Annotated in this window: 18 protein-coding genes; 8 read left to right on the top strand and 10 right to left on the bottom strand. The window is 39.3% G+C overall.

Annotated elements, in window-relative coordinates:
* Positions 1 to 31 precede the first annotated feature (31 nt).
* The gene (locus D0T08_RS23760) at positions 32 to 1,519 is read right to left on the bottom strand and encodes a glycine--tRNA ligase (RefSeq protein WP_116985247.1); all 1,488 of its coding nucleotides are present in this window, start codon (positions 1,517 to 1,519) and stop codon (positions 32 to 34) included.
* A 119-nt stretch (positions 1,520 to 1,638) separates the two neighbouring features.
* Between D0T08_RS23760 and D0T08_RS23765 the strand changes: the two genes are divergently transcribed.
* Positions 1,639 to 2,598 (top strand): ComEA family DNA-binding protein, encoded by a 960-nt coding sequence (locus D0T08_RS23765; RefSeq protein ID WP_116985248.1) that lies wholly within the window; start codon positions 1,639 to 1,641, stop codon positions 2,596 to 2,598.
* A 29-nt stretch (positions 2,599 to 2,627) separates the two neighbouring features.
* Here the strand turns inward: D0T08_RS23765 and D0T08_RS23770 are convergent, their stop codons facing one another.
* The 7 genes from D0T08_RS23770 to D0T08_RS23800 all read right to left on the bottom strand — a co-directional run bounded on the left by D0T08_RS23770 (position 2,628) and on the right by D0T08_RS23800 (position 12,869).
* Entirely contained in the window at positions 2,628 to 3,146 is a 519-nt protein-coding gene (locus tag D0T08_RS23770) for a hypothetical protein (protein ID WP_116985249.1), read from the bottom strand.
* Between the two features lie 125 nt (positions 3,147 to 3,271).
* Positions 3,272 to 5,659 (bottom strand): TonB-dependent receptor domain-containing protein, encoded by a 2,388-nt coding sequence (locus tag D0T08_RS23775; RefSeq protein ID WP_116985250.1) that lies wholly within the window; start codon positions 5,657 to 5,659, stop codon positions 3,272 to 3,274.
* Between the two features lie 114 nt (positions 5,660 to 5,773).
* Positions 5,774 to 6,931: a DUF4249 domain-containing protein gene (locus D0T08_RS23780; protein WP_116985251.1), complete on the bottom strand. Its 1,158-nt coding sequence runs from the start codon at positions 6,929 to 6,931 to the stop codon at positions 5,774 to 5,776.
* Between the two features lie 25 nt (positions 6,932 to 6,956).
* Positions 6,957 to 8,087, bottom strand: a complete 1,131-nt coding sequence (locus D0T08_RS23785) for a DUF4249 domain-containing protein (RefSeq protein ID WP_116985252.1) — start codon at positions 8,085 to 8,087, stop codon at positions 6,957 to 6,959.
* Between the two features lie 26 nt (positions 8,088 to 8,113).
* Positions 8,114 to 9,184 (bottom strand): DUF4249 domain-containing protein, encoded by a 1,071-nt coding sequence (locus D0T08_RS23790; RefSeq protein ID WP_229239038.1) that lies wholly within the window; start codon positions 9,182 to 9,184, stop codon positions 8,114 to 8,116.
* Positions 9,185 to 9,290: 106 nt separating this feature from the next.
* The gene (locus D0T08_RS23795; RefSeq protein ID WP_158561338.1) at positions 9,291 to 10,307 is read right to left on the bottom strand and encodes a DUF4249 domain-containing protein; all 1,017 of its coding nucleotides are present in this window, start codon (positions 10,305 to 10,307) and stop codon (positions 9,291 to 9,293) included.
* Positions 10,308 to 10,478: 171 nt separating this feature from the next.
* Positions 10,479 to 12,869: a TonB-dependent receptor gene (locus D0T08_RS23800; protein WP_116985255.1), complete on the bottom strand. Its 2,391-nt coding sequence runs from the start codon at positions 12,867 to 12,869 to the stop codon at positions 10,479 to 10,481.
* 145 nt (positions 12,870 to 13,014) lie between these two features.
* On the opposite strand from D0T08_RS23800, the gene D0T08_RS23805 reads away from it, so the two are divergent.
* Positions 13,015 to 14,367 (top strand): M24 family metallopeptidase, encoded by a 1,353-nt coding sequence (locus D0T08_RS23805; protein WP_116985256.1) that lies wholly within the window; start codon positions 13,015 to 13,017, stop codon positions 14,365 to 14,367.
* A gap of 101 nt (positions 14,368 to 14,468) precedes the next feature.
* On the opposite strand, the gene D0T08_RS23810 is transcribed toward D0T08_RS23805, so the two are convergent.
* Complete coding sequence (locus D0T08_RS23810; RefSeq protein WP_116985257.1) at positions 14,469 to 15,383, bottom strand: hypothetical protein; 915 nt, start codon at positions 15,381 to 15,383, stop codon at positions 14,469 to 14,471.
* 487 nt (positions 15,384 to 15,870) lie between these two features.
* Here D0T08_RS23810 and D0T08_RS23815 point away from each other — a divergent pair, with 487 nt between their 5' ends.
* The 3 genes from D0T08_RS23815 to D0T08_RS23825 all read left to right on the top strand — a co-directional run bounded on the left by D0T08_RS23815 (position 15,871) and on the right by D0T08_RS23825 (position 18,277).
* Positions 15,871 to 16,563: a response regulator transcription factor gene (locus D0T08_RS23815; RefSeq protein ID WP_116985258.1), complete on the top strand. Its 693-nt coding sequence runs from the start codon at positions 15,871 to 15,873 to the stop codon at positions 16,561 to 16,563.
* Positions 16,560 to 17,933 carry a cell wall metabolism sensor histidine kinase WalK gene (locus D0T08_RS23820; protein ID WP_116985259.1) on the top strand — a complete coding sequence of 458 codons (1,374 nt, stop codon included), beginning with the start codon at positions 16,560 to 16,562 and terminating at the stop codon, positions 17,931 to 17,933. Before D0T08_RS23815 ends, D0T08_RS23820 begins: the two co-directional genes overlap by 4 nt.
* Before the next feature lie 143 nt (positions 17,934 to 18,076).
* Positions 18,077 to 18,277 carry a hypothetical protein gene (locus D0T08_RS23825; protein ID WP_116985260.1) on the top strand — a complete coding sequence of 67 codons (201 nt, stop codon included), beginning with the start codon at positions 18,077 to 18,079 and terminating at the stop codon, positions 18,275 to 18,277.
* A 50-nt stretch (positions 18,278 to 18,327) separates the two neighbouring features.
* On the opposite strand, the gene D0T08_RS23830 is transcribed toward D0T08_RS23825, so the two are convergent.
* Positions 18,328 to 19,143 carry a mechanosensitive ion channel family protein gene (locus tag D0T08_RS23830; RefSeq protein WP_116985261.1) on the bottom strand — a complete coding sequence of 272 codons (816 nt, stop codon included), beginning with the start codon at positions 19,141 to 19,143 and terminating at the stop codon, positions 18,328 to 18,330.
* Positions 19,144 to 19,284: 141 nt separating this feature from the next.
* On the opposite strand from D0T08_RS23830, the gene D0T08_RS23835 reads away from it, so the two are divergent.
* The 3 genes from D0T08_RS23835 (at position 19,285) to D0T08_RS27665 (ending at position 23,098) form a co-directional block, all read left to right on the top strand.
* The gene (locus D0T08_RS23835; RefSeq protein WP_116985262.1) at positions 19,285 to 20,022 is read left to right on the top strand and encodes a sulfite exporter TauE/SafE family protein; all 738 of its coding nucleotides are present in this window, start codon (positions 19,285 to 19,287) and stop codon (positions 20,020 to 20,022) included.
* Positions 20,023 to 20,197: 175 nt separating this feature from the next.
* Positions 20,198 to 22,645: a glycosyl hydrolase family 95 catalytic domain-containing protein gene (locus D0T08_RS23840; RefSeq protein WP_116985263.1), complete on the top strand. Its 2,448-nt coding sequence runs from the start codon at positions 20,198 to 20,200 to the stop codon at positions 22,643 to 22,645.
* Between the two features lie 300 nt (positions 22,646 to 22,945).
* The gene (locus D0T08_RS27665) at positions 22,946 to 23,098 is read left to right on the top strand and encodes a hypothetical protein (protein WP_158561339.1); all 153 of its coding nucleotides are present in this window, start codon (positions 22,946 to 22,948) and stop codon (positions 23,096 to 23,098) included.
* Positions 23,099 to 23,223 lie beyond the last annotated feature (125 nt).

Here is a 23,223-nt window from a genome sequence, read left to right on the forward strand (position 1 = left end):
TGCCGCTTTAAGCTATTTAAAAACGAAGCTCTTAGATATTTTCAAGGATACGCTCCATTGAAACCTGATAACCGATTTTTTCTTTCAATTCACTGATACTTACTCTCTCCTGTTCCATGCTATCGCGATGGCGGATAGTTACGGTATCATCTTCCATTGTCTGGTAGTCAACTGCGATACAGAACGGCGTACCAATTAAATCCTGACGGGTATATCTTCTACCAATGGCACCACCATCGTCATAAACTGTTCTGAAAGAAGATTTTAACGATTGCGCAATAGCTTCACCTTTTTCTGCTAAACCATCTTTTTTCACTAATGGTAATACGGCAGCTTTGATAGGAGCTAAGGCTGGGTGTAGTTTCAGATAAGTACGTTCTTTTTCGTTTTCTCCTTCGCCAACTGTTTCTTTAGTAAATGCATTACAGAAAGTAGCCAGGAAAAGACGGTCAGCACCTACCGATGTTTCTACTACGTAAGGAATGTAATTACCAAAAGGCTTACCGTTTTCATCTAAGTCAGCATCAAAGTATTGTTGTTTTTTCTTCGATAGTTCCTGATGATTGCGCAAGTCGAAATCAGTTCTTGAGTGAATACCCTCCATTTCGCGGAAACCAAATGGGAATTCATATTCAATATCAACGGCTGCGTTTGCATAGTGCGCCAATTTCTCGTGGTCGTGGAATTTCAGTTTTTCGATTGGTAAACCTACGGCCTGATGGAATTTCAAACGGGTTTCTTTCCAAAGTTTATACCATTCCATTTCTGTTCCGGGACGTACAAAGAACTGCATTTCCATTTGTTCAAACTCACGCATACGGAAAGTGAACTGGCGAGCTACAATCTCGTTTCTGAATGCCTTACCAATCTGTGCAATACCAAAAGGTATTTTCATACGTCCGCTTTTTTGCACATTCAGGAAGTTTACAAAGATACCTTGCGCTGTTTCAGGGCGTAGATAGATTAAACTTGAATCTTCAGCCACTGAACCTACTTGCGTAGAAAACATCAGGTTAAACTGACGTACTTCTGTCCAGTTAGCAGTTTTTGACACAGGGCAAGTAATATTTTCGGCAATAATCAAATCGCGTACACCTGTCAAATCTTCTGCACTTAACAATCTGCCCATTTCAGCCAATAAAGCCTGCGCCTTTTCGGTTTGCCCTGCCACTACATATTCTTCTGCTTTGCCTTCCAGCAATTGATCAGCACGATAACGTTTTTTGCTATCCTTGTTATCAATCATCGGGTCGTTGAAACCATCTACGTGGCCTGATGCTTTCCAGGTTAGTGGGTGCATAAAAATAGAAGCATCAATACCCACGATATTATCGTGCAATTGCGTCATGGCTTTCCACCATGCTGCTTTCAGGTTATTTTTAAGCTCAACGCCGTTTTGTCCGTAGTCATAAACTGCCTGAAGCCCATCATAGATTTCAGAGGAAGGAAACACAAACCCATATTCTTTGGCATGGGAAATAATATCTTGCAGTGAATTTGTTAATGCTGGTTTGCTCATTTAATTATTTTAAATAGATTTATAGCCATATATTGAAAATCTCACAAAATTAGCGAAAACCTTGCAATTTCATTGGCTATCTCGTTATTTTTGAGTAATTTGTATGTGACTACTATTTTATGAACCGACTGCTTAAATTTATCCGGACTTCTCTAAGTATGACTTCCCACGAAGCTAAGGGAGTTGTAATGGCTTTTGGTATTAGTATCGGAGTAATTCTTCTGATGTGGGGGGCCGACTATTTCTTTAGCCAGAAACCACAGAATCTGGTTATTTCTTCGCCAAAAATGCTGGATAGCCTGACAGTTGCAGTCGATAATCAGACTAAGGAGTATAATACCAACCGTCAGTTTAAATCAGATTATACTGATAATAAAACTAAAACGTATAAGCATTTCAATTTTGACCCGAATACTGCAACGGTTGCTCAATTAGAAGAATTAGGCTTACCCAAGTTTATTGCTGAGCGGATTGAAAAATACAGAAATAAGGGTGGAAAATTCAGAAAAAAGGAAGATCTGGCTAAAATCTATGGGCTTTACCCTGAAACTTACGAAAGATTAGAACCTTATATTACTCTACCATCTGCCGAAGAGGCATCTACCAATACCCCGCAAGCGGAAATCATAGCTCAACCTGTTGTAGCTGAAAAGCCTGTGACAGTTGCTCCGAAAAAAGCGGAAGCGCTCGCTAAATTTGATTTGAACACAACTGATACTACCCAACTGAAACTCATCAGAGGGATAGGTTCAGGTTATGCCAAAAGAATCGTGAAATTCAGAGATATATTAGGTGGATTTGCCATTGCGGATCAGGTGCGGGAAACTTATGGATTGCCCACTGAAACAGCAGATGAATTATTAAAGTATGGGTATGTGAATGGAAATATCAAGAAATTAAAAGTTAATCAATTATCTCTTGCAGATTTAAGACATCCGTACTTAAGGTTTGCACAGGCGAGAGCAATTATTGCCTATCGCGAGCAACATGGCAGTTTTAAGTCGATAGAAGATTTAAAACGGATAAAGCTATTAGATGATGCTACTATTCAGAAGATAGAGCCCTATCTGGAGTTTTAAAAACAAAAGGGGCATTTGCCCCCTTCTGATTATCTGCTATTTTTACACATTCTTACCGAATCTTCAAATTTATGTACTACTTCCTTCACTAAACTCTCATCTTCTGTATGGAGTGTAAAGCTGGTTTTGCTGTCGCTATCATTATCTTTCAGATTGAACGAACCGCTCAAAGCATTATCGTTGCCAAAGCCTAATTTCATTTTCATTCTGTCGGCAGGCACTACCATTTTCAATTCATAACCATCTTTTTCTTTAGCGTAAGAAACTTTCTGAACATCTTTCAATAGCCATGAGATACTCATGCCAAAATCAACATCTGAATCTTTTGATTTTTTTGAATCTATATTCATGTTCATCTGGCAACCCTTAAATTTGAAAGTTGGCACACTTTCTTTGTCATTTACATTCAGATTTTTACCTTTTTCTTCTTTTACTAATCTGTCGAGATGGCTACTCAACCATTGTGTATTGGCTTCTAAGTTTTGGGCGAAAACCAGATTTGAGCAGCATAGTACGAGAGCGAGTGATAATAATTGAAGCTTTTTCATAATATCAGAGAAGATTAAAATTGTTAGTTTCTCAGTAGATGCAGATATTGATAAGAGGGTTGCGTAGCAATAAAAAAAGTCCTCTTATGCAGAGGACTTTTTTTCAAGTATTGCGAAAATGCAATTTACATAAATTTGAAGTTGTATGACAACGACACAATTGGTGCACCAAATACCACTAGCTTATACGCTGAAACTGCTGTGCCCTGCGTACGGATAAAGACCGAATAGGCGTTTTTCTTGCCGTATAGGTTAAATACAGTAAATGTCCAGTTGCCTTTAAAACGCTTGTCTTTCATGCTTGGCTGATAAATATTCCAGGCAAAATCAAGGCGGTGATAATCAGGAAGACGCGCATTGTTACGTACCCCATAATAAGGATAACTGGTGCCCTGATAGATAATGAATCCTTCGGGCATTGTAAACGGACGACCAGTGCTATAAGAGAAGTTAAACGAGAAATCGTGGTGCTTGCCCTGATTGATAATCACCGAAGCATTGAATGAGTGCGGGCGGTCGTAGTTAGCCGGATACCACTTGCCGAAATTTATCTGCTCACCAAAAGTAGTGCCTTCAGATACCAGATTCATTGAGCGAGAATAAGTATAGTTTACCCAACCGGTCATCTCACCTTTTTTCTTCGAGAACATAACTTCTAAACCATAAGAGCGGTTTTTACCTTGCAATAACTGCATTTCGGGATGTGAGTCTAACAAGAAATCAGCGCCGGGTTTGTAGTCAATAATATTGTTGGTCATGCGATAATACCCCTCAACTGAAAGTTCGTATACATTGCCCGGTAGATTATGGAATATCCCTGCTGCCATCAATGAACTTACCTGTGGACGAATGTGCATATCAGAGGTTTTCCAGCGAGAAGTAGGTAGGGGAGTGGTGGTGTTAGTTACTACCTGCATATACTGACGCATGATATTGTACCCTAATTTGATAGAAGTCTTATCGCTAATTGAATACTTTAAACCCACTCTCGGCTCAAAACCACCATAAGATTGAATGACTTTGCCTTTGGCATAAGAGACTGTATCACGTACAGATAGTGCATCTTTCGGTTCACCAGGTGCATAAATATGCACATCAGATGGCCCTAGGGCATAAAATTGTGAATACCTTACACCTACAGAAAAAGTAGTTTTAGGCGAAAGCGTAATTTCATCTTCGGCATAGATACCTGTTTCTAAAGAATATTCGTCGGGAGTTTTCAACGCTAACACACTACGGCTGCTACCGGGGCGTAATTCTCCCGGAGAAACTCTGTATTTGGTAGCACTGATACCGGCTTCTATATTATGTTTATTCAGAGAATAGTTGAGGTTGCTTTTGGCTTGTTTGTAGTCTATATCTGATAATAATGCGACTTTATTGTCAGAATTAAGTTCAGGTAATAAAGTTTTTGGTAAATAATAAGCTGAAACAACAGTTGTTTGCAGGTTTAACTTTGGTGATATCGCATAAAACCAGCGTGCCGAGAAACTTCTACTACGGTAATCGTATTGGGTAGAAGTAGCGTTTATATTACCGATTCCGCCTAATAGTTGCGTCTGGAAAAAGTCTTTGCTATAATAGCCCGAAGCCGTAATCGTATTTTTACTATTCAAACGCCAGAATACTTTTCCTACCAGGTCAGCAAAGTTGGCTTTTATATCATCTAGTTTTTTTGAGGCCAATGGTAATAAGAAGTCATTGTATGAAGCTCTCCCTGAAATCATAACTCCTAACTTATCCTTAACAACAGGGATATCTAAGGTAAGACGATTGGAAACCAAACTGATACCTCCATTCATCTTAAACTTGTCTAACGAAGGTTGAGACAGCGTAACATCCATTACCGCAGCGGCTCTACCACCAAAACGGGCAGGCGTATTCCCCTTGTATACCTCAACACCTGATGCCGCTTCAGATGGAAATGCCGTAAACAAACCAAACATATGAGTAGGATTGAAGATAGGTATATCGTCTAGTAAGAGTAAGTTCTGGTCGGTAGTACCTCCTCTGATATTTACCCCGTTAGATGCTTCACCCACACTGGTTACACCCGGAAGCATCTGCAAACCTCTCAGAATATCTATCTCACCAACAGCGGCTGGGAGTTTACGAAGGGTTTTGATATTCAATTGATTTACCCCAAGTAATGGGCGTTGTACGTTGGCTTCTACTCCCTTGCTTGATACAATTACCTCTTCGAGTTCGTTTTCTAACCGACCCAAAGCATAGCTTCGTTTCATATCTGATAAGATTCTGAAACCATCTCTTACAGGGCGGTAGCCAATAAACTTTATGGTTACAGCGTGTTCGCCTGAGGGAATATTCAATTCAAAAAAACCATTATCGTCAGTAACGGCTCCGAATTTTCCAAAATCAATATTAATTGAGGCCTTGGCCAATGGTTTACCATCAGTTGTATCCCGTACATAGCCGCTGAACCGATAATATACCTGTGCCTGCACAACTATGCTGAATAAGAGAAATGAACTTATGAGATAAAGTTTTTTCATTTGATAAGAATGGGTCAATTGATGGTAATGAATATGATGATATTTGTCTTAGTGTTCTTAGAATATATTTAAATTGTATTTTTCTGACCGAAAAGTAAAGCTTTAAATATACTCTTACTTAGGTTTTTTAATTCTGTCAATCCAGCCCTCCGGTTTAATTTTTGTTCGGGTTGGGCCTTCAATACATGGCACGAGCGGGGGCCTTCCCGGATCGTTGTTTTCTTCAGGTTCCGGTATAATGGTATGATCTAATAAACCCAGAGGGAACGCTTTGCCTTTGGCATTTTCGCGGCTAATCCAGTACCGCTTCTTTTTTATGCTTGTAACCATAAATAAACCGGCAACAGGTTCGTTTGCATTATTTATGTTCTTTACATTCCCAATGATTCCGGACGGAGGGGTATCTACCAGATTGCCATTACTCTGCACCTGATCGGCTATCAGTTTAAAATAACGATACGCATCGGGAGAAACAGATTGCTGCTGTACCTCTATCAATCCTCCTTCTTCCAGATAATATGGTATCTTTGCTACCAACTTCCCTGTAATGACATTACCATTGGTATAGATATCACTAAATACATTCAGGTCTTTACTGAAAAATAGATCCCAGCAATCGCCATTACAAAAATAATCAAACCATATATTTTCGAATCCGGCTTCTTTTCTGCAACCTTTCGGGTCTCTTCCCGAAGCTATTTCAAAATATCGACCATTTAAGCATGTAGTACATATCTCTTGCAGTTCCCAAAGCTTCCAGGTCCACAAATAATTGTTTTTCTGATTGGCCGGGTCAGGTGTATCAATATATATATAATGCGCCGGGTTATAAAATTCACCGCTCGGTATTCCCTTAAGCACAAATTCATCATAAATTCTGACTATATCAGAAACACTAACCATCGTTTCAACGCCTGACTGATACTGGGAACCATCAACTCTTTGAATAAATAACTGATAGGTACTACCCGTTTTGGTACGAAAAGAAGCGGGGAGAGCATATACACCATTTCCCTGTTCAGTAAGGAGAATTTTCTCTTTCTTATCTACTAATAGCTCTACCTTAGCCTTTAAAACGGGCAAGGCATAGGTATTTCGCTCATAAGAAATAGACTCAAATATTTTAATTTTCTGAGGTTCGTCAATGTCTGTAAGAGTAGCCTCAACTGTAAAAATAACTTTGTTCCCATTAAAAGTTAAAGGAAATGGCTCTATACATGAGCAAACCCACAGAATTACCGAAAGAGAAACAAGACCTTTAATTCTGGTCATTTCTAAAGTTTTTTATTTATTTCCACTAATTTACCCAACCATCAGGCTTAAAACGCGTCCGAACTCTACTTTCTTCGCAAGGAGCCTGCGGGGGGCGTCTGGGGTCTCCGGCTGAAGGTTCAAAGTTAACAGGATGGTCAACAACACCTATAGGTGATGCCAGAACACTTGCATTTTTCTTATCTAACCAATATTTTACCGAACGAACGCTCGTTACCATAAAGAAACCTGCAACAGGTTCGTCAGACTTTGCTACATTTTTTACATTACCAATAATAGCTGCGGGAGGAGTATCTACGAGGCTACCATTATTCTGTACCTGATTAGCCAATAGTTTCATATATTGATAAGCTGATGATGAAATAGATTGCTGTTTGATTTCAAGCAGAGCGCCAGTATTAGAATAGTATGGAATTTTCCCTATCAGCCTACCTATAATCGGTTGACCGTTTGAAAAAACATCACTATAAACATTCAGGTCAGGGTTATAAAATATCTGGTAGCAAGCCTCACTGCAGCCATAGTCATATGTTACTTCAGAAAAAGCAGCCTCCATTCTGCAACGTGCAGGAGCAGGAGTAGTAAAATACCTGCCTCCAACACAGGTCATACAAACATTCTGATTTTCCCACAGCTTCCATGACCACATATAGTTGTTCTTTTCGTTGGCAGGGTCATTAGTATCTAAATACACATAAAAGGCAGGCTTATCTCCTGTATTTGATTCAATTCCATCGATTTTGAACTCGTTGTAGACCTTAGTAATATCAGATACTTCACTCTGGCGTTCTTCAGTTGATTCATATTTTGTTCCGTCTTCTTTCTCAAAAACCAGTTTATACTTTTCGCCTACTCTTGTATGAAACGAAATAGGTAAAGCATAAACCCCTTTGGTTTTTTCGTAGAGAGGCACTCTTTCATTATTATTAATTACAATTTCCACTTTCGCATTCGTAACAGGTATTTCAAAAACAACATTACTACTACTATAAGATTCTGTAATTTTTACTGTCTGCTCATCGGCTAAATCGGTAATTGTGGCATCAATTGTTAGTATTTTTGTTTCTTTCTGTCTTTCTAACTCAAAAGGTTCAACACAGGCATAAAATAGTATACAAATACACAATAGGAGTAGGAAACTTTTGCTTCTGAGCATTTTATTAATTTTAATTGGGTTTAATATTATTCAATCCAACCTTGTGGTCTTACATTTGTCCGATACTTACCCGGTACGCAAGGTGCCATGGGTGGTCTGGGTGGATCAGGCGGTAATGAATTAGGTTCATAATAAATCTGATGTCCTATTATACCTGTTGGAATGGCTTTGGTTTCTCTCGCACTTGCCCTGTCTAACCAGTATTTAAAAGTGCGCACACCTGATACCCTAAAAAAACCAGCAACCTCCTCCCCTGAATCAGCTAAATTTCTGATATTGCCAATGACTGCTGTCGGAGGCGTATCTACTAGGCTACCGGTATTTTGCCCCTGATCAGCTAGTAGTTTCAAATATCTGTAAGCTGATGGCGTAACAGATTGCTGCTTAATCTCAAGCAATGCCCCCTCGGATGAATAATAAGGTATTTTTGCTATTAATCTATCCTTAATAGTTTTTCCGTTGCTATAGATATCGCTGAATACATTTATAGTCGTATTGTAGAATATATCCCAACACTTACCATCACAGGCGTAATCAAAATAAGGAACGTCCTTATATTTTTCTTCACTGACACATTGACCCAACGGAGGAGGTGAAGTAAAGTATCTCCCACCTACACAAGACTTGCAGATAATCTGCTTCTCCCATAGACGCCAGGTCCATACATAGTTATTTTTTTCATTGGCTGGGTCTGTAGTATCTAAATATACATACGATGCAGGATCATAACCGACTTCTGTATTCTGACCTTCCATCCTAAATTCATCGTATACTCTATCAATCTCTGCCACGCTGGTCATTACCTCTTCACCCGACTGATATTTAGTCCCGTCTGATTTCTCAAAAAAAAGCTGATAGGTATTACCTACTATTACCTTAAATGATCGCGGGAGGACATAAATGCCCGGAGTCTTTTCCGTCAATAATATCCGTTCTGTCTTATTCACTATTACTTCAACTTTAGCCTGTCTGACAGGAAAAGAATAAACCACACTATTCCGGCTTTCAGATTCAGTTATTGTAAAAATCTGTTCTTCATCTACATCAGTAATGGTAGCATCTACAGTCAGGATTTTTTTACCCTGCGGAAAACTCATTTCAAAAGGTTCAACACACGAACATACCCACAAACCTATTATAAGAATAAACCACTTTGTTTTTATACTCATTAGTCAGATGGAAATTTTATTGATAGTTGTATGGTTAATAAATCCAGCCTTCCGGTTTAAAGGGGGTACGACCGGGGCCGTCAATACATGGATAGGGCCGGGCATTTGGTGCCGGAACAGGCATACGGCCTAAAATTCCAATCGGTGAAGCCTTTCCATGTCCATTTTTACGGTCTAGCCAATATTTCTGTTTTACTGTACTTGCTACAGAAAATACCCCTGCTACAGGTTCGGTAGAATCATTTATATTTCGTACATTCCCTACAATAGCTGCAGGAGGTGTATCAACCAATGTGCCACTGTTTTGCGACTGCTCACTTACCAATTTAAAATACTGATATACCTGTTCGGATACTGCCTGCTGCTTAAGTTCAAGAAGTGCGCCATCAGTCGAATAAAAAGGTATCTTACTGACCAGCTTTCCAATCGTGTTTTTACCGTTGGAATAGATGTCGCTGAAAACATTAAAATCTTTATTATAAAGTATTTCCCAACACTCGCTATCACACGAGAAATCATAATAGTTGGTATAGCAATAGTATTGTCGCTCCCACAATTGCCATGTCCAGGTATAAAAATCCTTTTCATCAGGATTATCCTTGAAATCTAAATAGATATAGTTGGCAGGAAGATCCTTAAAGTCGCCTTTAATGCCTGTTACTTCAAACTCATCAAAAATCCGGTCGATAGCAGGCACCTGTGTCGTTTTTTCTTTACTTGATTCATAAACAGTGCCATCTGGTTTCTGTATGCGTAATTGATAGGTATTACCAGGATGTATGCGGAATAAAGCAGGGAGTGCATAAATGCCATTCCCTTTTTCATTGAGATGAATGATTTCAGAGTCATTTACTCTCACTTCAACTTTCAGATTTAATAAGGGTGCATTGTAAGTATTTTTTTTGAAATTGTAGGTTTCATGAATATTAATCGTCTGGTCGGTATCGATATCTGTCAAAGTACCTTCAATTACCATATACTTCTTTTCACTTTGCACATCCATCTCAAACGGAACTACACAAGCACTTGCCAATAGTACGAGTGAAATCACAGATATTTTTGAGAACAGTTGCATTCAAGAGGAGAGATAGACTAAATAAATTGTAATATTGACAAATATAATTATTCAAAGACAGATTAGAAATTAAAATGTGTCCTAAGGATATTTAATAGATGAAATGGCTAAATATAGCGTTGAAAAGCGGGTTTTGTATAGTTGTGATTAAAAGTCTATCTGGAAACTCAATACAGGTACAAAACCATTTCCGGTTTTACGGGTCTCTAATCGGTTTTCAACACTATTATACTGCACACTAGTTACGTTTATTTTGTTGGTAGTATTCTGCACATCCAGCGATACCACTGTTGCATATTTCTGGCGATTGGTACGATAAGAAACTCTTCCATCAAGCCGGAAATAAGCAGGCGCCTGCAAGGAGTAGTCTGCCCCTTTTAACATGATATACGTTTTTTCTTTAGCAGACGCTGTGACATCTAGAGGAGTGTATCTGAAACCGCCATTAAAGATTGACCGTCCACCAATCTGAAAGACCGAACCATTCTTAAACACAAACTCACGGCCAAAGGTAATAGCTGTGCTGAATTTATCATTGAATGCAGAATTATACCATTGACCATCGATGGTTTGGTATCGAGCATCAAACAGGGAGCCGGTCAATACCAAATAGTATTTTTTTGAGAAGAATCTTTCTACAGACAAATCGATTCCATAATTTCTACCTCTGCCTTTACTGACTACCGCAGACTCAGGGAAATTATCAGCGAAGTTAAGCATCCAATAACCTGACCCGGACTTAGGTTCTACCGGAACTTTATTTAATAGCTGATAGTAAGCCTCTGCCGAGAATTTCCAAAGGCTTGGGGTTACATAATTGTAACTTAAAATAAAATGATTTGACCTTGGGAATGATAAACTCTTATTAGGTTTCGATTCGCTGATTACTCCTGCTACTGTATCTTTTCGGGTATAAAAATAAGCGCTCATAGGTAGTAACTGGCTATACAAACCATAAGCAAAACTAAAGGTATGCGCATTTGGTGAGCGATATTGTAGGGATAGCCGAGGCTCTACAGAAGAAGTATTATTCAGAAACAGGTGCATCAGATGAAGACCCGCATTTAAGGTCAGGCCTTTGCCTAAATTCTGTACTATCTGTGCATAAGCTTGGGCTGTCTGGGTACTACCACTGCCATTTACTGAAACCTGTCTGCCTGCGTTTGGTTGATTAACATCACTAACTGATTTTCGGGCAGCAGTTTCTTTAAAAAAATCAAAATCAATATAGTTCAGAATGGCTCCGGTTTTCAAGCGGGTTTTATTGCTGAATTTATAGTTATAAGCCACCGCACCTGCCAGACGAAACTCTTTGTATGCCTGTGTATCATATCTGAATCGTTCATCTTTTAAGCTAAGCGTATCAGAGAAACGCTTGATAGAACTGCCAATCACGGCCACTACATATTTAATCGATGATTTTTCGTTGATATTGCTGCTATGAGTCAGCCCTATAGCTCCCATATTGGCAGGTCTTATTCTGTCTTCCCAGTTATCAGCTTTGCCTAGTACCCGCTTTTCAGGGTCTTCAACTGGAAAATAATGCTCAGTGCTTAGTCCGCCTAAGCCAAATAGGGTAGTAGTTTTCTTACCATCTTTACTATGAAAAGCCACATTGAACGATAAGTCCTGAAAGAGATTCGATACTCTTTCGCCAACCAGATAAAAGCCCATCTGGCTTAATAGGCCCAAAGTCGAATAACGATAATTGATCAGATAAGAAGAACGACCTTTGGCAATCGGCCCTTCGGTAGAGAAATCTAACCCTAATAAACCAATCTTGGTTCTGTATTCTCGTTTTTGCTGGTTACCTTCTCTGAATCGTATGTCGAATGCGCCTGCGATAGCATTGCCATATTCGGGAGGCATACCACCTGTGAAGAAATCAGAACGGCTTAATAATTGTGCGCTAAAAACGGTAATACCACCCCCACCTGAACCCGGTTGTGCAAAGTGATTAGGATTGGGGACATCAATCCCCTCTAAACGCCATAAAATACCAAAAGGCGAGTTGCCACGTACGACTATTTTGTTTTCATTTTCGTCTCTACCAGCCTTTACCCCCGGATATGCTAATGCCATCCGTCCCGGGTCATTCACTGATGCCGGAATCCGTTCGGTTTCTTCCACTGTAAATGATCTTGCACTTACAAATGCCAAATCGTTTACTGGGCGGCTGGTGTTTTGTGAAGCGGTTATTTTTACCTCCTGTAAATCGCCAGTGGCTTCGCTTAGTTCAATGGTTAACACTACTTCTTTAGCAGAGTTTAAGATAAATTCTTCGCTTGAATAAGTCTCGTAGCCAATAGAACTGCATTTAACGGAACGACGGCCAATAGCGACATTTGGAATGGAAAAAAGACCCGAAGCATCACTAATAGCGCCTTGAGTTGTGCTTGTAATCTGAACAGATGCTCCGACAATAGGCTGACGGGTAATGCGATCAATGACACTCCCTCTTACTACCTGGGTTTTGTTTTGTGCGAAGAGTATGGATAAACTAAATAAAGTTAATAGTAAAGTAAAGCTTAATTTCATAGGATTGGATTAGGTTTAAACAAATATATTCAAATAATATGAATTAGTAGAACTATGAGCGGAATTGTATAAAAATGTTCAATTCGTCAATGATTTTTAGTGAATGAGGTTTATATTTAGGTCCCTAAACTAAGCTACCTGCCTCATGAAAAGATTTTTATTGCTTGCCTTTTGTTACTTTGCTATTTCTACTGCTTTTGCCCAAACGTCTATTCCTCGTATTTTATCAGAACGCGAACGTGCGACTGTCATCGACGAGATTCTGGAAGACAGAATGACCAATCTTTTACCTCAATTGATGCGGAAAGAGGGGATTGATATGTGGGTACTGATTTCGAGAGAATATAACGAAGACCCGGTTATGAAAACCATGTTGCCATCCGTATGGCTTTCGGCAAGAAGACGTACCATTATGGTTTTCTTTGATAAAGGCGCAAAGGAGGGTGTTGAACGCCTGGCTATTGCTCGCTATGATGTAGGTAATTTGCTGAAAGGTGAATGGGACTTGAATACAAACCCTGACCAGTGGGATGCTTTGATAAAAGTAATCAAGGAAAAGAATCCCAGGAAAATCGGACTGAATTTTTCAAAGTATTATGCCCATGCTGACGCCCTGACTTATACAGAGCAGAAAGAATTGATGGAGAAATTGCCTGCTGAATTTCAGAGTAAGATAGTGTCTGCGGCTAATCTGGCGGTAAACTGGCTTGAAACACGTACGGAGCGGGAGATGATTATCTATCAGCAGATATGCCGCATTTCGCATGATATTATTCAGGAAGCCTTTTCAGATAAAGTTATCCAACCGGGTATTACCACAACCGACGATGTGGTATGGTGGATGCGCCAGAGAGTAACTGATTTAGGCTTGGAAACCTGGTTTCATCCGACAGTTGATATCCAACGATTTGACCCTGAGAATTTTGATCATCTGCGCACATTTTCAAAACGTCCGCAAAAACAGGTAATTATGCCAGGCGATTTATTGCATTGTGATTTTGGTATTACCTACCTGCGCCTGAATACCGACCAACAGCAACATGCCTATATATTAAAGCCGGGCGAAACAGATATACCTGATTATCTTAAAGAAGCGTTTAAGCAAGGCAACCAACTACAAAACAACCTGACAGATAATTTCAAAGCTGGTTTAACAGGTAACGAGATTCTGGCGAAAGCATTGGAACAATCGAAGAAGGAGGGTTTACGGGGCACGATTTATACACACCCGATTGGGAATCATGGACATGCCGCCGGGCCAACCATTGGTATGTGGGATAATCAAGGGAAAACTATAGGCAGCGGTGATTATCCTCTTAATTTTAATACAGCTTATTCAATTGAACTCAATGTATCAGTTGATTTGGCTGAATGGAAGAAACCTATCAGAATTATGTTGGAAGAAGACGGTTTTTTTGATGAAAAAGGCTTCCGATATATAGATGGCCGTCAGACAGAAATTCTTCCGATTCCGAGGGTTTTAAGTAATGTAAAGTAAGCGACTACAAAAGAAATAGGTAAAGATAATGGCAATCTTTACCTATTTTATCAATATAAATCCCAAAGCTAAAAGGGCTTGATAATTCTATCGGCAGGCAATTATCTTAACCGGAACTCAACTTTGCCAACGAATAATTTTTCGGTGAAAAGTTCTGCCACATACACGCCTGCTTTCAATTTTTCATCTAATTTATATTTCAAATTAACCCGTTGAGGGTTTCTGGTAAAATCTACGGCTTTAGTCAGGTGCACCGTCACCGGATTCATTACACCTTTTATGTTTACATTCACCTGCTTGGCTTTCGAGTCTTTCAAAGGTTTCTGAGTAATATCTTTTACACTTAAGTATACAATTTCGTCTTCTCCTCCTTTGGCACCTTCTGGCAAATCGAACATAATAGCTACTTCTCTTGCCCTACGGCCTTTTACTATCAGTTTTTCTTTGCGGTTCATTACATCTACCCGAAAGGCATTAGCCCCCAAGAGCGAAGCAGAAGATTCTTCTTCCTCTTTCGGCAAAAAGGTGTTAACATTTTTATCGCTATTGAGTCTTCTTAAATCTGCATTTTCCTGAGTAAGTCTTGAATTATCTGCCCTTAAGCGCGCGTTTTCCTGCTTAACACTAGCCAACTCGTTACTAAGCGATTCTTTCAGGTTTTTTAACTCATTTACCTGTTTTCGTAAAGTGCCTATAGATTGATTGTCTTTTTGCAGACGATTCAGCGCCTTGTCTTTTTCGGCTAATTTCTCGTTGATACTTGTAAGTGAGGCAGACATGCTCTGGTTTTGAGCCGTAGCGGCTTCCAACTGTGACGATATGCCTTCCAGTTCTTTTTGAAGATTGTCCCTTACTACTTTCAGGGAGTCGGTGCGTTTAGTCAGGACTTCATTTTCTTTTTTGAGCGTACCTCCGATTCTCCATTGGTAGCCACCCCATAATAGAGAAAGCAGGAGTAAAATACTGATACCAGCCGCATAGGTACGTGTTTGATGTTCTGTGGGTTGTTGGTCCATTTAGAATAGATAGTTTAGGAAAGTTTAAAAATCAATAGAAAAGCAAAGGTAATTGCGAATCGGTACTTTAAAAAGGAATATACGTAGCAAGATAATAATTTAAGGGTATTTTTTATTGAAGCAGTAATTTATTTGGTTAATTTTAGCTTATGTATAACAAAATACTGCTTATGCCAGTTTATCAGGGTATTTTCAGAGATTTAAAATAGAGATGTTTTTAGGTTTTTTTGAATTACTATTAAGACTTTTAAGTGTAGTACAAGTTTAAACCATAAATCTTTTTTGACCTTGAAATACAGCTTAATTATTACTTAGTAATTTATTAAAAAAAGATAAATGACTGAAAACAGTGCTTTTAGATTCGTATCTTTGAGTAAATGTAAGTGTTAAAATGCTGATTGATTCGTGAGAAATATCTGTTTTAATCAGTAAAATAGTACAAATCTACAAACTAAAAATTGAATAATTTTTTAAGATTGTGAACGGAATGTCGGCAAAAAAAATCTTAGTAGTTGAAGACGACCAGCGAATCGCTCAACTACTGACACGAGGATTAACAAATAAAGGTTTTGAAATAGAAGTAGCTTATAATGGTACTTTGGGGCTAAGACGCGCAGAGTCGGTAGACTTTGACTTAATCATTCTGGATATTAACCTGCCCGAAATGAATGGTTTTGAAGTATGCAAAAGTATCCGGTCGTTTAAGCCCAATCTACCGATACTGATGCTGACGGCCATGAGCGAAATAGAGGACAAAATAGAGGGTTTTGAATCAGGAGCAGACGACTATATTGTAAAACCTTTCGATTTCAGAGAGCTATATCATAGAGTATTGGTAGCATTAAGACATAATAACCCTGAACCTGAAAATGTAGGGAATGTAGTGAAGATTGCAGACCTTGAAATTTTTCTTGACAGTAAATTAGTGAAACGAGCAGGGCATGAGATAAGATTAACTGCCCGTGAATACGATTTTCTGTTATTCCTGGTGAGAAATCAGGGCAGAATCATCTCTAAACCCGAAATTGCAACCAATGTATGGGATATTCATTTTGATACTGGTACGAATGTAATTGAGGTATATATCAATATTCTACGCCGTAAAATTGATAAAGGCTTTGAACCTAAACTGATTCATACCCGCCCGGGTCTAGGGTACATGATTAGAGAAAGTGCATGAAAATACAAACCAAAATAGCGATTCAGTTTTCAATTATTGTTGCGAGTTTATTATCGTTGTTTTCATGGATCATCTATCAGCAATCGTCTACCTATAGAGAAGAAGAATTTATGGAGCGTCTTAAAAACAAGGCGCTTACTACTGCTTCTTTTTTCATTAAAGTAGATGAAATTGATAAGGCTTTATTAAGAATTATCGATAAGCACACACTTACTACGCTGCATGACGAGAAGATTCTGATTTTTTCGGATAAAGATGAACTCTTATACAGTAATATCGACGACATCGTCATTGATTACGACGCTTCTTTGTTAGATAGGGTAAGGCAAGCTAAATATCTGGAGTTCTCGAATGGTGAAAATGAATCCTTAGGGTTGGTTTATAATTCAGATCACCAACACTTTGTCATATTAGCTTCGGCATTTGATAAATTCGGAAAGAGTAAATTAAAGAATCTACGCGATACGTTGATTGTAGGTTTAGTAGCAGGTATTATAGTTACTATTTTATTAGGCATTTTCTTCGCTGGTGGAGCACTGAAACCTGTTAATGCATTTATCAGTAAAATAAGTACCATTACGGCTAATAACCTTCGGCAACGTATTGAGGGGCACGATAACAAGAACGAAATAGGCTTATTAGCTGCAGCTTTTAACAAAATGCTGTCTCGCTTAGAGCAGTCGTTTGAGCTACAAAAGAGCTTTGTGTCTCATGCATCTCATGAATTGCGTACCCCTTTAGCCGCTTTAAAATCGGAGGTAGAAATTAGTCTCGAAGAGAATCTGACTATTGAACAACACAAAGGTATTCTGCAGAATATCCGCCATGATATTAATCGCCTCATAAATCTCTCAAACGATTTATTGCAGATTGTTCGTCCGTTTAAGTCGCCATTAATCAACTTTGGTGAAGTGCGTATTGATGATATTATATTTCAGGCTCAGGATGAATTAGGCCTAAGTAAGCCTGAATATCGTGTTACCGTAAAATATGCACAAGAACCCGAAGACGAAAATTCTATTATCGTTTTTGGTAATGAAGCTTTATTGAAAACGACTTTTATCAACCTGATAGATAATGCCTGCAAATATTCGCCTATGCAACAGGCAGAGGTAATTATCGATTTTAATAAGGCTTATACCATCGTTACGATTAAAGACGAAGGTATGGGTATACCGAAAGAAGATCTGGAATCGATTTTTGAGCCTTTCTATCGTTCCAAAAATGCGCTGAATATCTCCGGCTTCGGTATAGGGCTCTCGGTTTGTAGTAAAATTGTAGAACTTCACAAGGGCAAAATAAGTATTCAGAGCGCATTAAACGAGGGTACTAAAGTGACTGTGCAGTTACCGAATGCAGATAGTAATTAGGCAAGATTTTAATCCTGATAAGCAACATTTAACCTGCATTTAATTTTGACTTGTATTAGTTTTAATGGCTATGGTTGAAATTTGTATCAGAAAGTTCGCCGGTGTCAGGTGAATAGTCCTTACAATTTTAAACTATCAGAAACATGAGAAAGTCAGTTTTATTAGCAGCCTTAGCAGTTGCTATACTTTTCGCCCCTGTTACATTTGCCAAAGGAGGTAAAAAACAACAAAACCCCAAGGAAAAAAACGCTAAAGTAGTAGAGAAGAAAGATGCCAAGAACGAGCAAAAAGTAGCAGACAATTCAAAAAAACATCATCATAAAAAAGCAAAAAAAGCTGCCTGACCGCCTTTTGAAACGAAACCCAAGGGCTACTCATCGAGTGGCCCTTATTTTTATATTTTAATTCCCTCGGCCTCAAACCTTTTTTTGATGGCCAGCAATAGGTCAGATTTCATAGCAAAGGCTTTAGACGAAGATTTGCACCACACGCTCAGTCTTAAGGTAATCCACGAATCGGATAAGTCAATCACCTGTACCAGAACAGGCGTTATCTTTGGAAATGTATCATCATTTACTGCTACAATAGAAGCATCGTAAAAATCAGAGTGACTGACGGCAATTTCTTTCAATAAAGCCATTGCCCGGTCAATATCTTTTGTGACAATCTTTACATCAATCTGATTGCAAACTTTATCATCAATAATGGTTGAGTTGATCACATAATCTCTGGTAATAACTGAGTTCGGCACAATGATGTGTCGGTTTTCGGCATTATTAATGACTGTAAATTGTAAAGTAATGTCTTCTACAATGCCGTTCTGACCATTAGGCAACTGAATAGCATCGCCAATACGGAAAGGTTTATAAATCACAATGAAAATACCGCTGACTATATTACCAAAAGTTTGTTGCGTAGCCAGACCTATCACGACTGACAAAATACCCGCACTTGCCCACAGGGTAGTAGCCAGTTTTTCCAGACCCGGAATCAGATGAATAACCAGAATAATGGCTACAGCAAAAATGACAAAGCTTATCGCATTTTTCAGAAAACTGAAAGTAGTAGCATTGATTCGGATGTTACGAGAGGTTGCTCTGGCATATCGGTTGAGTGCTTTACGTGCCAGTTGTGAGAGCGCTAATGCGACGATGAGAATAACAATAATACTCACCGAATGAAAAAAGTCAAGGAAGAATCCTTTTGGCATATTTGTGGATATTGGTAATGATGCAAAGTTAAAAGAACATGTCCTGAATTACTAATTGAGTATAGCAAGCTAACTACTCTTTGGTATAAAATGTTTAATTACGTTATATTTGTCAAAATATAACGACCCTGCCTAATATATATGGAAGCTTACTTTTATCTTTTACTTTTTCTTCTGGCTATTGTAGCTTTTTTGTATTCGTCGGTAGGGCATGGGGGAGCAAGTGGGTATCTGGCTGTAATGGCATTGGTCGGAATTGCGCCCTCTATGATGAAATCGTCGGCTCTGGTTATGAATCTGGCAGTGTCTTTATTTTCATTTATCGGGTTTTATCGGGCAGGACATTTTAAAATCAATTTGTTTCTACCCTTTGCACTCGCAAGTATCCCGATGGCTTATTTAGGGGGGACTATGACATTGCCTGATAGTATTTATAAAAAGATATTAGCTGCTTGTATATTCATCTCTATTGCCCGTTTGTTGTATCAGTTTCGTACCGAAGAAACGCCTCATCGGCCTGTGCCATTATGGGCAGCTTTACTATCGGGTGCAGCTATAGGCTTGCTATCAGGTATGATAGGCATTGGTGGGGGTATTATTTTAAGTCCTTTAATGTTGTTGATGCGTTGGGCAAAACTCAAAGAAACAGCGGCTGTATCGGCTTTATTTATCTTCGTAAACTCTCTTTCCGGTTTATACGGGCAATTATCAAAAGGAGGTATCCACCTCACGCCAGATTTGCAATGGGCAGTGGCTGCAACTATTGTCGGGGGCTTGCTAGGGTCTTATTTTGGCAGCCAGCGATTTGATATTCCTACGCTTCGTTATTTTTTAGCCTTTGGGTTGATAATTGCTTGTATGAAGCTGTTTTTGACTTGAAATCACAATAGCTAATCGTGAATGGCGAATGAGTGAATAGGAATATGTAATTGGAAATTCAGCAGAAAACTATGGAAGATATTATTATCTTTCCATAGGAATACTATATTTGCTTCTGAATAATACTTCGCTGTAAGCGTATTACAACCATTCCTTAACCCTTTTGACTTACTGTATGCACAGAATAATCTTCCTTTTTCTGGTGTTTTCTACGGCTGTACGAGCCCAGCAAACCAATCTTAAACTCTGGTATAAACAACCTGCTAATAGTAAATGGACGAATGCTTTACCCTTAGGCAACGGACGGGTAGGGGCCATGGTCTATGGGAATGTAGCTCACGAAACCCTGCAAATGAATGAGTCGTCTTTCTGGTCAGGGGGGCCGAGTAGAAATGATAATCCGGAGGCTTCAGCTAATTTATCTGCTATCCGACAATTGATTTTTGAGGGAAAAAGTCAGGAAGCACAGGATTTAGCGCAGAAGCATATCATCGCTAAAAAGAATCATGGACAGATGTTTTTGCCCATTGGCAATATTCAATTGGATTTTCAGAACCATGAAAATTATACTAATTATCGCAGGGAATTGGACATTGAGCAGGCCATTCAAACCACAACTTATCAGGCTAATGGTGTGAAATATACCCGCACTACTTTTATCTCGATTCCTGACCAGGTAATGGTCATTCGCCTGAATGCCAATAAGCCGAAGAGTTTGTCTTTTACCTTGTCAATGAATAGCCCTTTTAAAACGGCAGTCACTACCCTGCGTAATCAATTATCACTATCGGGTATGGGGAAAGATCATGAGGGTGTGAAAGGTGAAGTACGCTTCAGAACTATCACCAAAATACTACCTAATGACGGGCGAACCACCAGAGGGGATACCAGTATTACCATTGATAATGCTTCAGCCGTAACACTATTAGTATCTATTGCTACCAATTTCGTGAATTACCACGATGTGAGTGGAGACGAAAATAAAAGAGCCGAAGATTATATAGCCAGAACTGAAAAAATGCCTTATGGCACTTTATTCAATAATCATATAAAAGAATATCAGGGTTTTTTCAAACGGGTAAAATTAGATTTGGGTACAACCGAGGCGGCTAAATTGCCAACTGACGAGCGCCTGAAAGCCTTTGCGCAAGGGGAGGACCCGAGTTTTGTATCACTGTATTTTCAGTTTGGGCGTTATTTATTGATTTCTTCTTCTCGTCCTGGTGGACAGCCTGCCAATTTGCAAGGCATCTGGAACGATAGGGTTAATCCACCCTGGGATAGTAAATATACTATTAATATCAATACCGAGATGAATTACTGGCCTGCTGAGCTTACCAATCTGACTGAAATGCACGAGCCATTATTCGATATGGTGAGGGAATTATCAGAAACAGGTGTTGAAACTGCCCGAACGATGTACAATACCAATGGCTGGGTGGCGCATCATAATACCGACTTATGGCGGATTAATGGCGCAGTAGATGGGGCTTTCTGGGGCATGTGGCCGATGGGTGGGGCATGGTTGAGCCAACATGTATGGCAACATTATTTGTATAGTGGGGATAAAGCCTTTTTACAAAAATATTATCCGATTCTGAAAGGCATTGCTACATTTTATCATGATTTTCTGGTGCCTGAACCTATACACCAATGGCTGGTAGTAACCCCAAGTAGTTCACCTGAAAATTCACCTGCGGGTCGTCCGAAGTCTTCTATTGCGGCAGGTGCTACTATGGATAATCAGTTGGTATTTGATGTATTTTCCAATGCTATCACTGCCGCAAAAGTGCTGAAAATTGATGCCGATTTTGCCAATCAGATTAAGACTAAATTGCAGCAAATACCTCCGATGCAGATAGGACAACACAATCAGTTGCAGGAGTGGATGGAAGACCTGGATGACCCAAAAGACCAGCATCGCCATATTTCACACTTATACGGACTATTCCCATCGAATCAGGTTTCGCCTTATCAGCATCCTGATTTATTTGCGGCAGCCCGCACTTCTTTGATTTACAGAGGTGATGTCTCAACAGGTTGGTCGATGGGTTGGAAAGTGAACTGGTGGGCAAGGTTGTTAGATGGGAATCGGGCCTATAAACTGATTACCGACCAGTTATCACCTGCCGAAGTACCTGGTCGACAGGGAGGAGGTACTTACGATAATCTATTTGATGCACACCCGCCATTCCAGATTGATGGCAACTTCGGCTGCACCGCCGGAATTGCCGAAATGCTGATGCAAAGTCATGATGGCGCTATTCAGTTATTACCTGCATTGCCCGATAGATGGACTGAGGGTAGTGTAAGTGGTTTAAAAGCCAGAGGCGGTTTTGAGATTGTAAAAATGGCCTGGAAAAACGGCAGAATAACAGAGTTAATCATTAAATCTAAGATAGGAGGGAACTGTCGCTTGCGCGTGAGCCATTCGTTAAAAACCAATGTACCTATGAAAAAAGCCAATGGAAAGAACTCAAACCCATTCTTCCAGATAGCGGCTATCAAGGAGCCATTGGTATCCCCCAAAGCCAATGTAGATGCCAGTTTTATTAAGGAGACTATTGTTTATGATTTACCCACGCAGGCTGGGAAGACTTATGTATTGATGGCTGGGAAGTGATAATTTTTGTCCAACAGTTTGATTTTACCGAAAATCGCCCCAAACTCTTTGATAAGACAATCCTAAGTCGGAAATTTATTAAATTAAAATCCATAGAACAATTGTCACAATGGGTGAAGAAAAGAACAAGAAAGCCAATTTAGATGGAAGAGGTATAACTGATTATAGACCTGGACAGGTAGTTTGGGAATGTGTCAAACTACCAGCCAATCAAGCGGAATCGGAAAAGGTTACCAGTTCAGAAAAGGTTACCAATATGGTGGGAACCTTTTGGAAGCTAACATCAATAATTTCACTTAGATGGCATCAGAAAAGGTAGACGCTACGGTGACTACCTTTTTGTTTGACGACCTCTATGACCGAAAAATGGTCAGAGTAACGCCCACTCAGGGAGAATTGGAAAAGGTTCCCTATATGGTAGGAACCTTTTTAAATATCGTCTTTATTATCTAATTTTTTCTCAATATTTTTTGGATAATTAAGAGACATTATTCGATAAATTCTCCTATATAATCTTAAAAAAATACTTTTTAATGTCTGGGTGACACTTATTGCTCGCTTTTTAATTACCTTTGTTT

The sequence above is a fragment of the Emticicia sp. C21 genome (assembly GCF_003418935.1).
Taxonomy (GTDB): domain Bacteria; phylum Bacteroidota; class Bacteroidia; order Cytophagales; family Spirosomataceae; genus Emticicia.

Coding starts and splice junctions, on each gene's coding strand:
- D0T08_RS23835 (WP_116985262.1), top strand. CDS start 19,285: ATGGAAGCTTACTTTTATCTTTTACTTTTTCTTCTGGCTATTGTAGCT.
- D0T08_RS27665 (WP_158561339.1), top strand. CDS start 22,946: ATGGCATCAGAAAAGGTAGACGCTACGGTGACTACCTTTTTGTTTGAC.
- D0T08_RS23825 (WP_116985260.1), top strand. CDS start 18,077: ATGAGAAAGTCAGTTTTATTAGCAGCCTTAGCAGTTGCTATACTTTTC.
- D0T08_RS23810 (WP_116985257.1), bottom strand. CDS start 15,383: ATGGACCAACAACCCACAGAACATCAAACACGTACCTATGCGGCTGGT.
- D0T08_RS23820 (WP_116985259.1), top strand. CDS start 16,560: ATGAAAATACAAACCAAAATAGCGATTCAGTTTTCAATTATTGTTGCG.
- D0T08_RS23770 (WP_116985249.1), bottom strand. CDS start 3,146: ATGAAAAAGCTTCAATTATTATCACTCGCTCTCGTACTATGCTGCTCA.
- D0T08_RS23760 (WP_116985247.1), bottom strand. CDS start 1,519: ATGAGCAAACCAGCATTAACAAATTCACTGCAAGATATTATTTCCCAT.
- D0T08_RS23765 (WP_116985248.1), top strand. CDS start 1,639: ATGAACCGACTGCTTAAATTTATCCGGACTTCTCTAAGTATGACTTCC.
- D0T08_RS23840 (WP_116985263.1), top strand. CDS start 20,198: ATGCACAGAATAATCTTCCTTTTTCTGGTGTTTTCTACGGCTGTACGA.
- D0T08_RS23785 (WP_116985252.1), bottom strand. CDS start 8,087: ATGCTCAGAAGCAAAAGTTTCCTACTCCTATTGTGTATTTGTATACTA.
- D0T08_RS23805 (WP_116985256.1), top strand. CDS start 13,015: ATGAAAAGATTTTTATTGCTTGCCTTTTGTTACTTTGCTATTTCTACT.
- D0T08_RS23780 (WP_116985251.1), bottom strand. CDS start 6,931: ATGACCAGAATTAAAGGTCTTGTTTCTCTTTCGGTAATTCTGTGGGTT.
- D0T08_RS23815 (WP_116985258.1), top strand. CDS start 15,871: ATGTCGGCAAAAAAAATCTTAGTAGTTGAAGACGACCAGCGAATCGCT.
- D0T08_RS23790 (WP_229239038.1), bottom strand. CDS start 9,184: ATGAGTTTTCCGCAGGGTAAAAAAATCCTGACTGTAGATGCTACCATT.
- D0T08_RS23775 (WP_116985250.1), bottom strand. CDS start 5,659: ATGAAAAAACTTTATCTCATAAGTTCATTTCTCTTATTCAGCATAGTT.
- D0T08_RS23830 (WP_116985261.1), bottom strand. CDS start 19,143: ATGCCAAAAGGATTCTTCCTTGACTTTTTTCATTCGGTGAGTATTATT.
- D0T08_RS23800 (WP_116985255.1), bottom strand. CDS start 12,869: ATGAAATTAAGCTTTACTTTACTATTAACTTTATTTAGTTTATCCATA.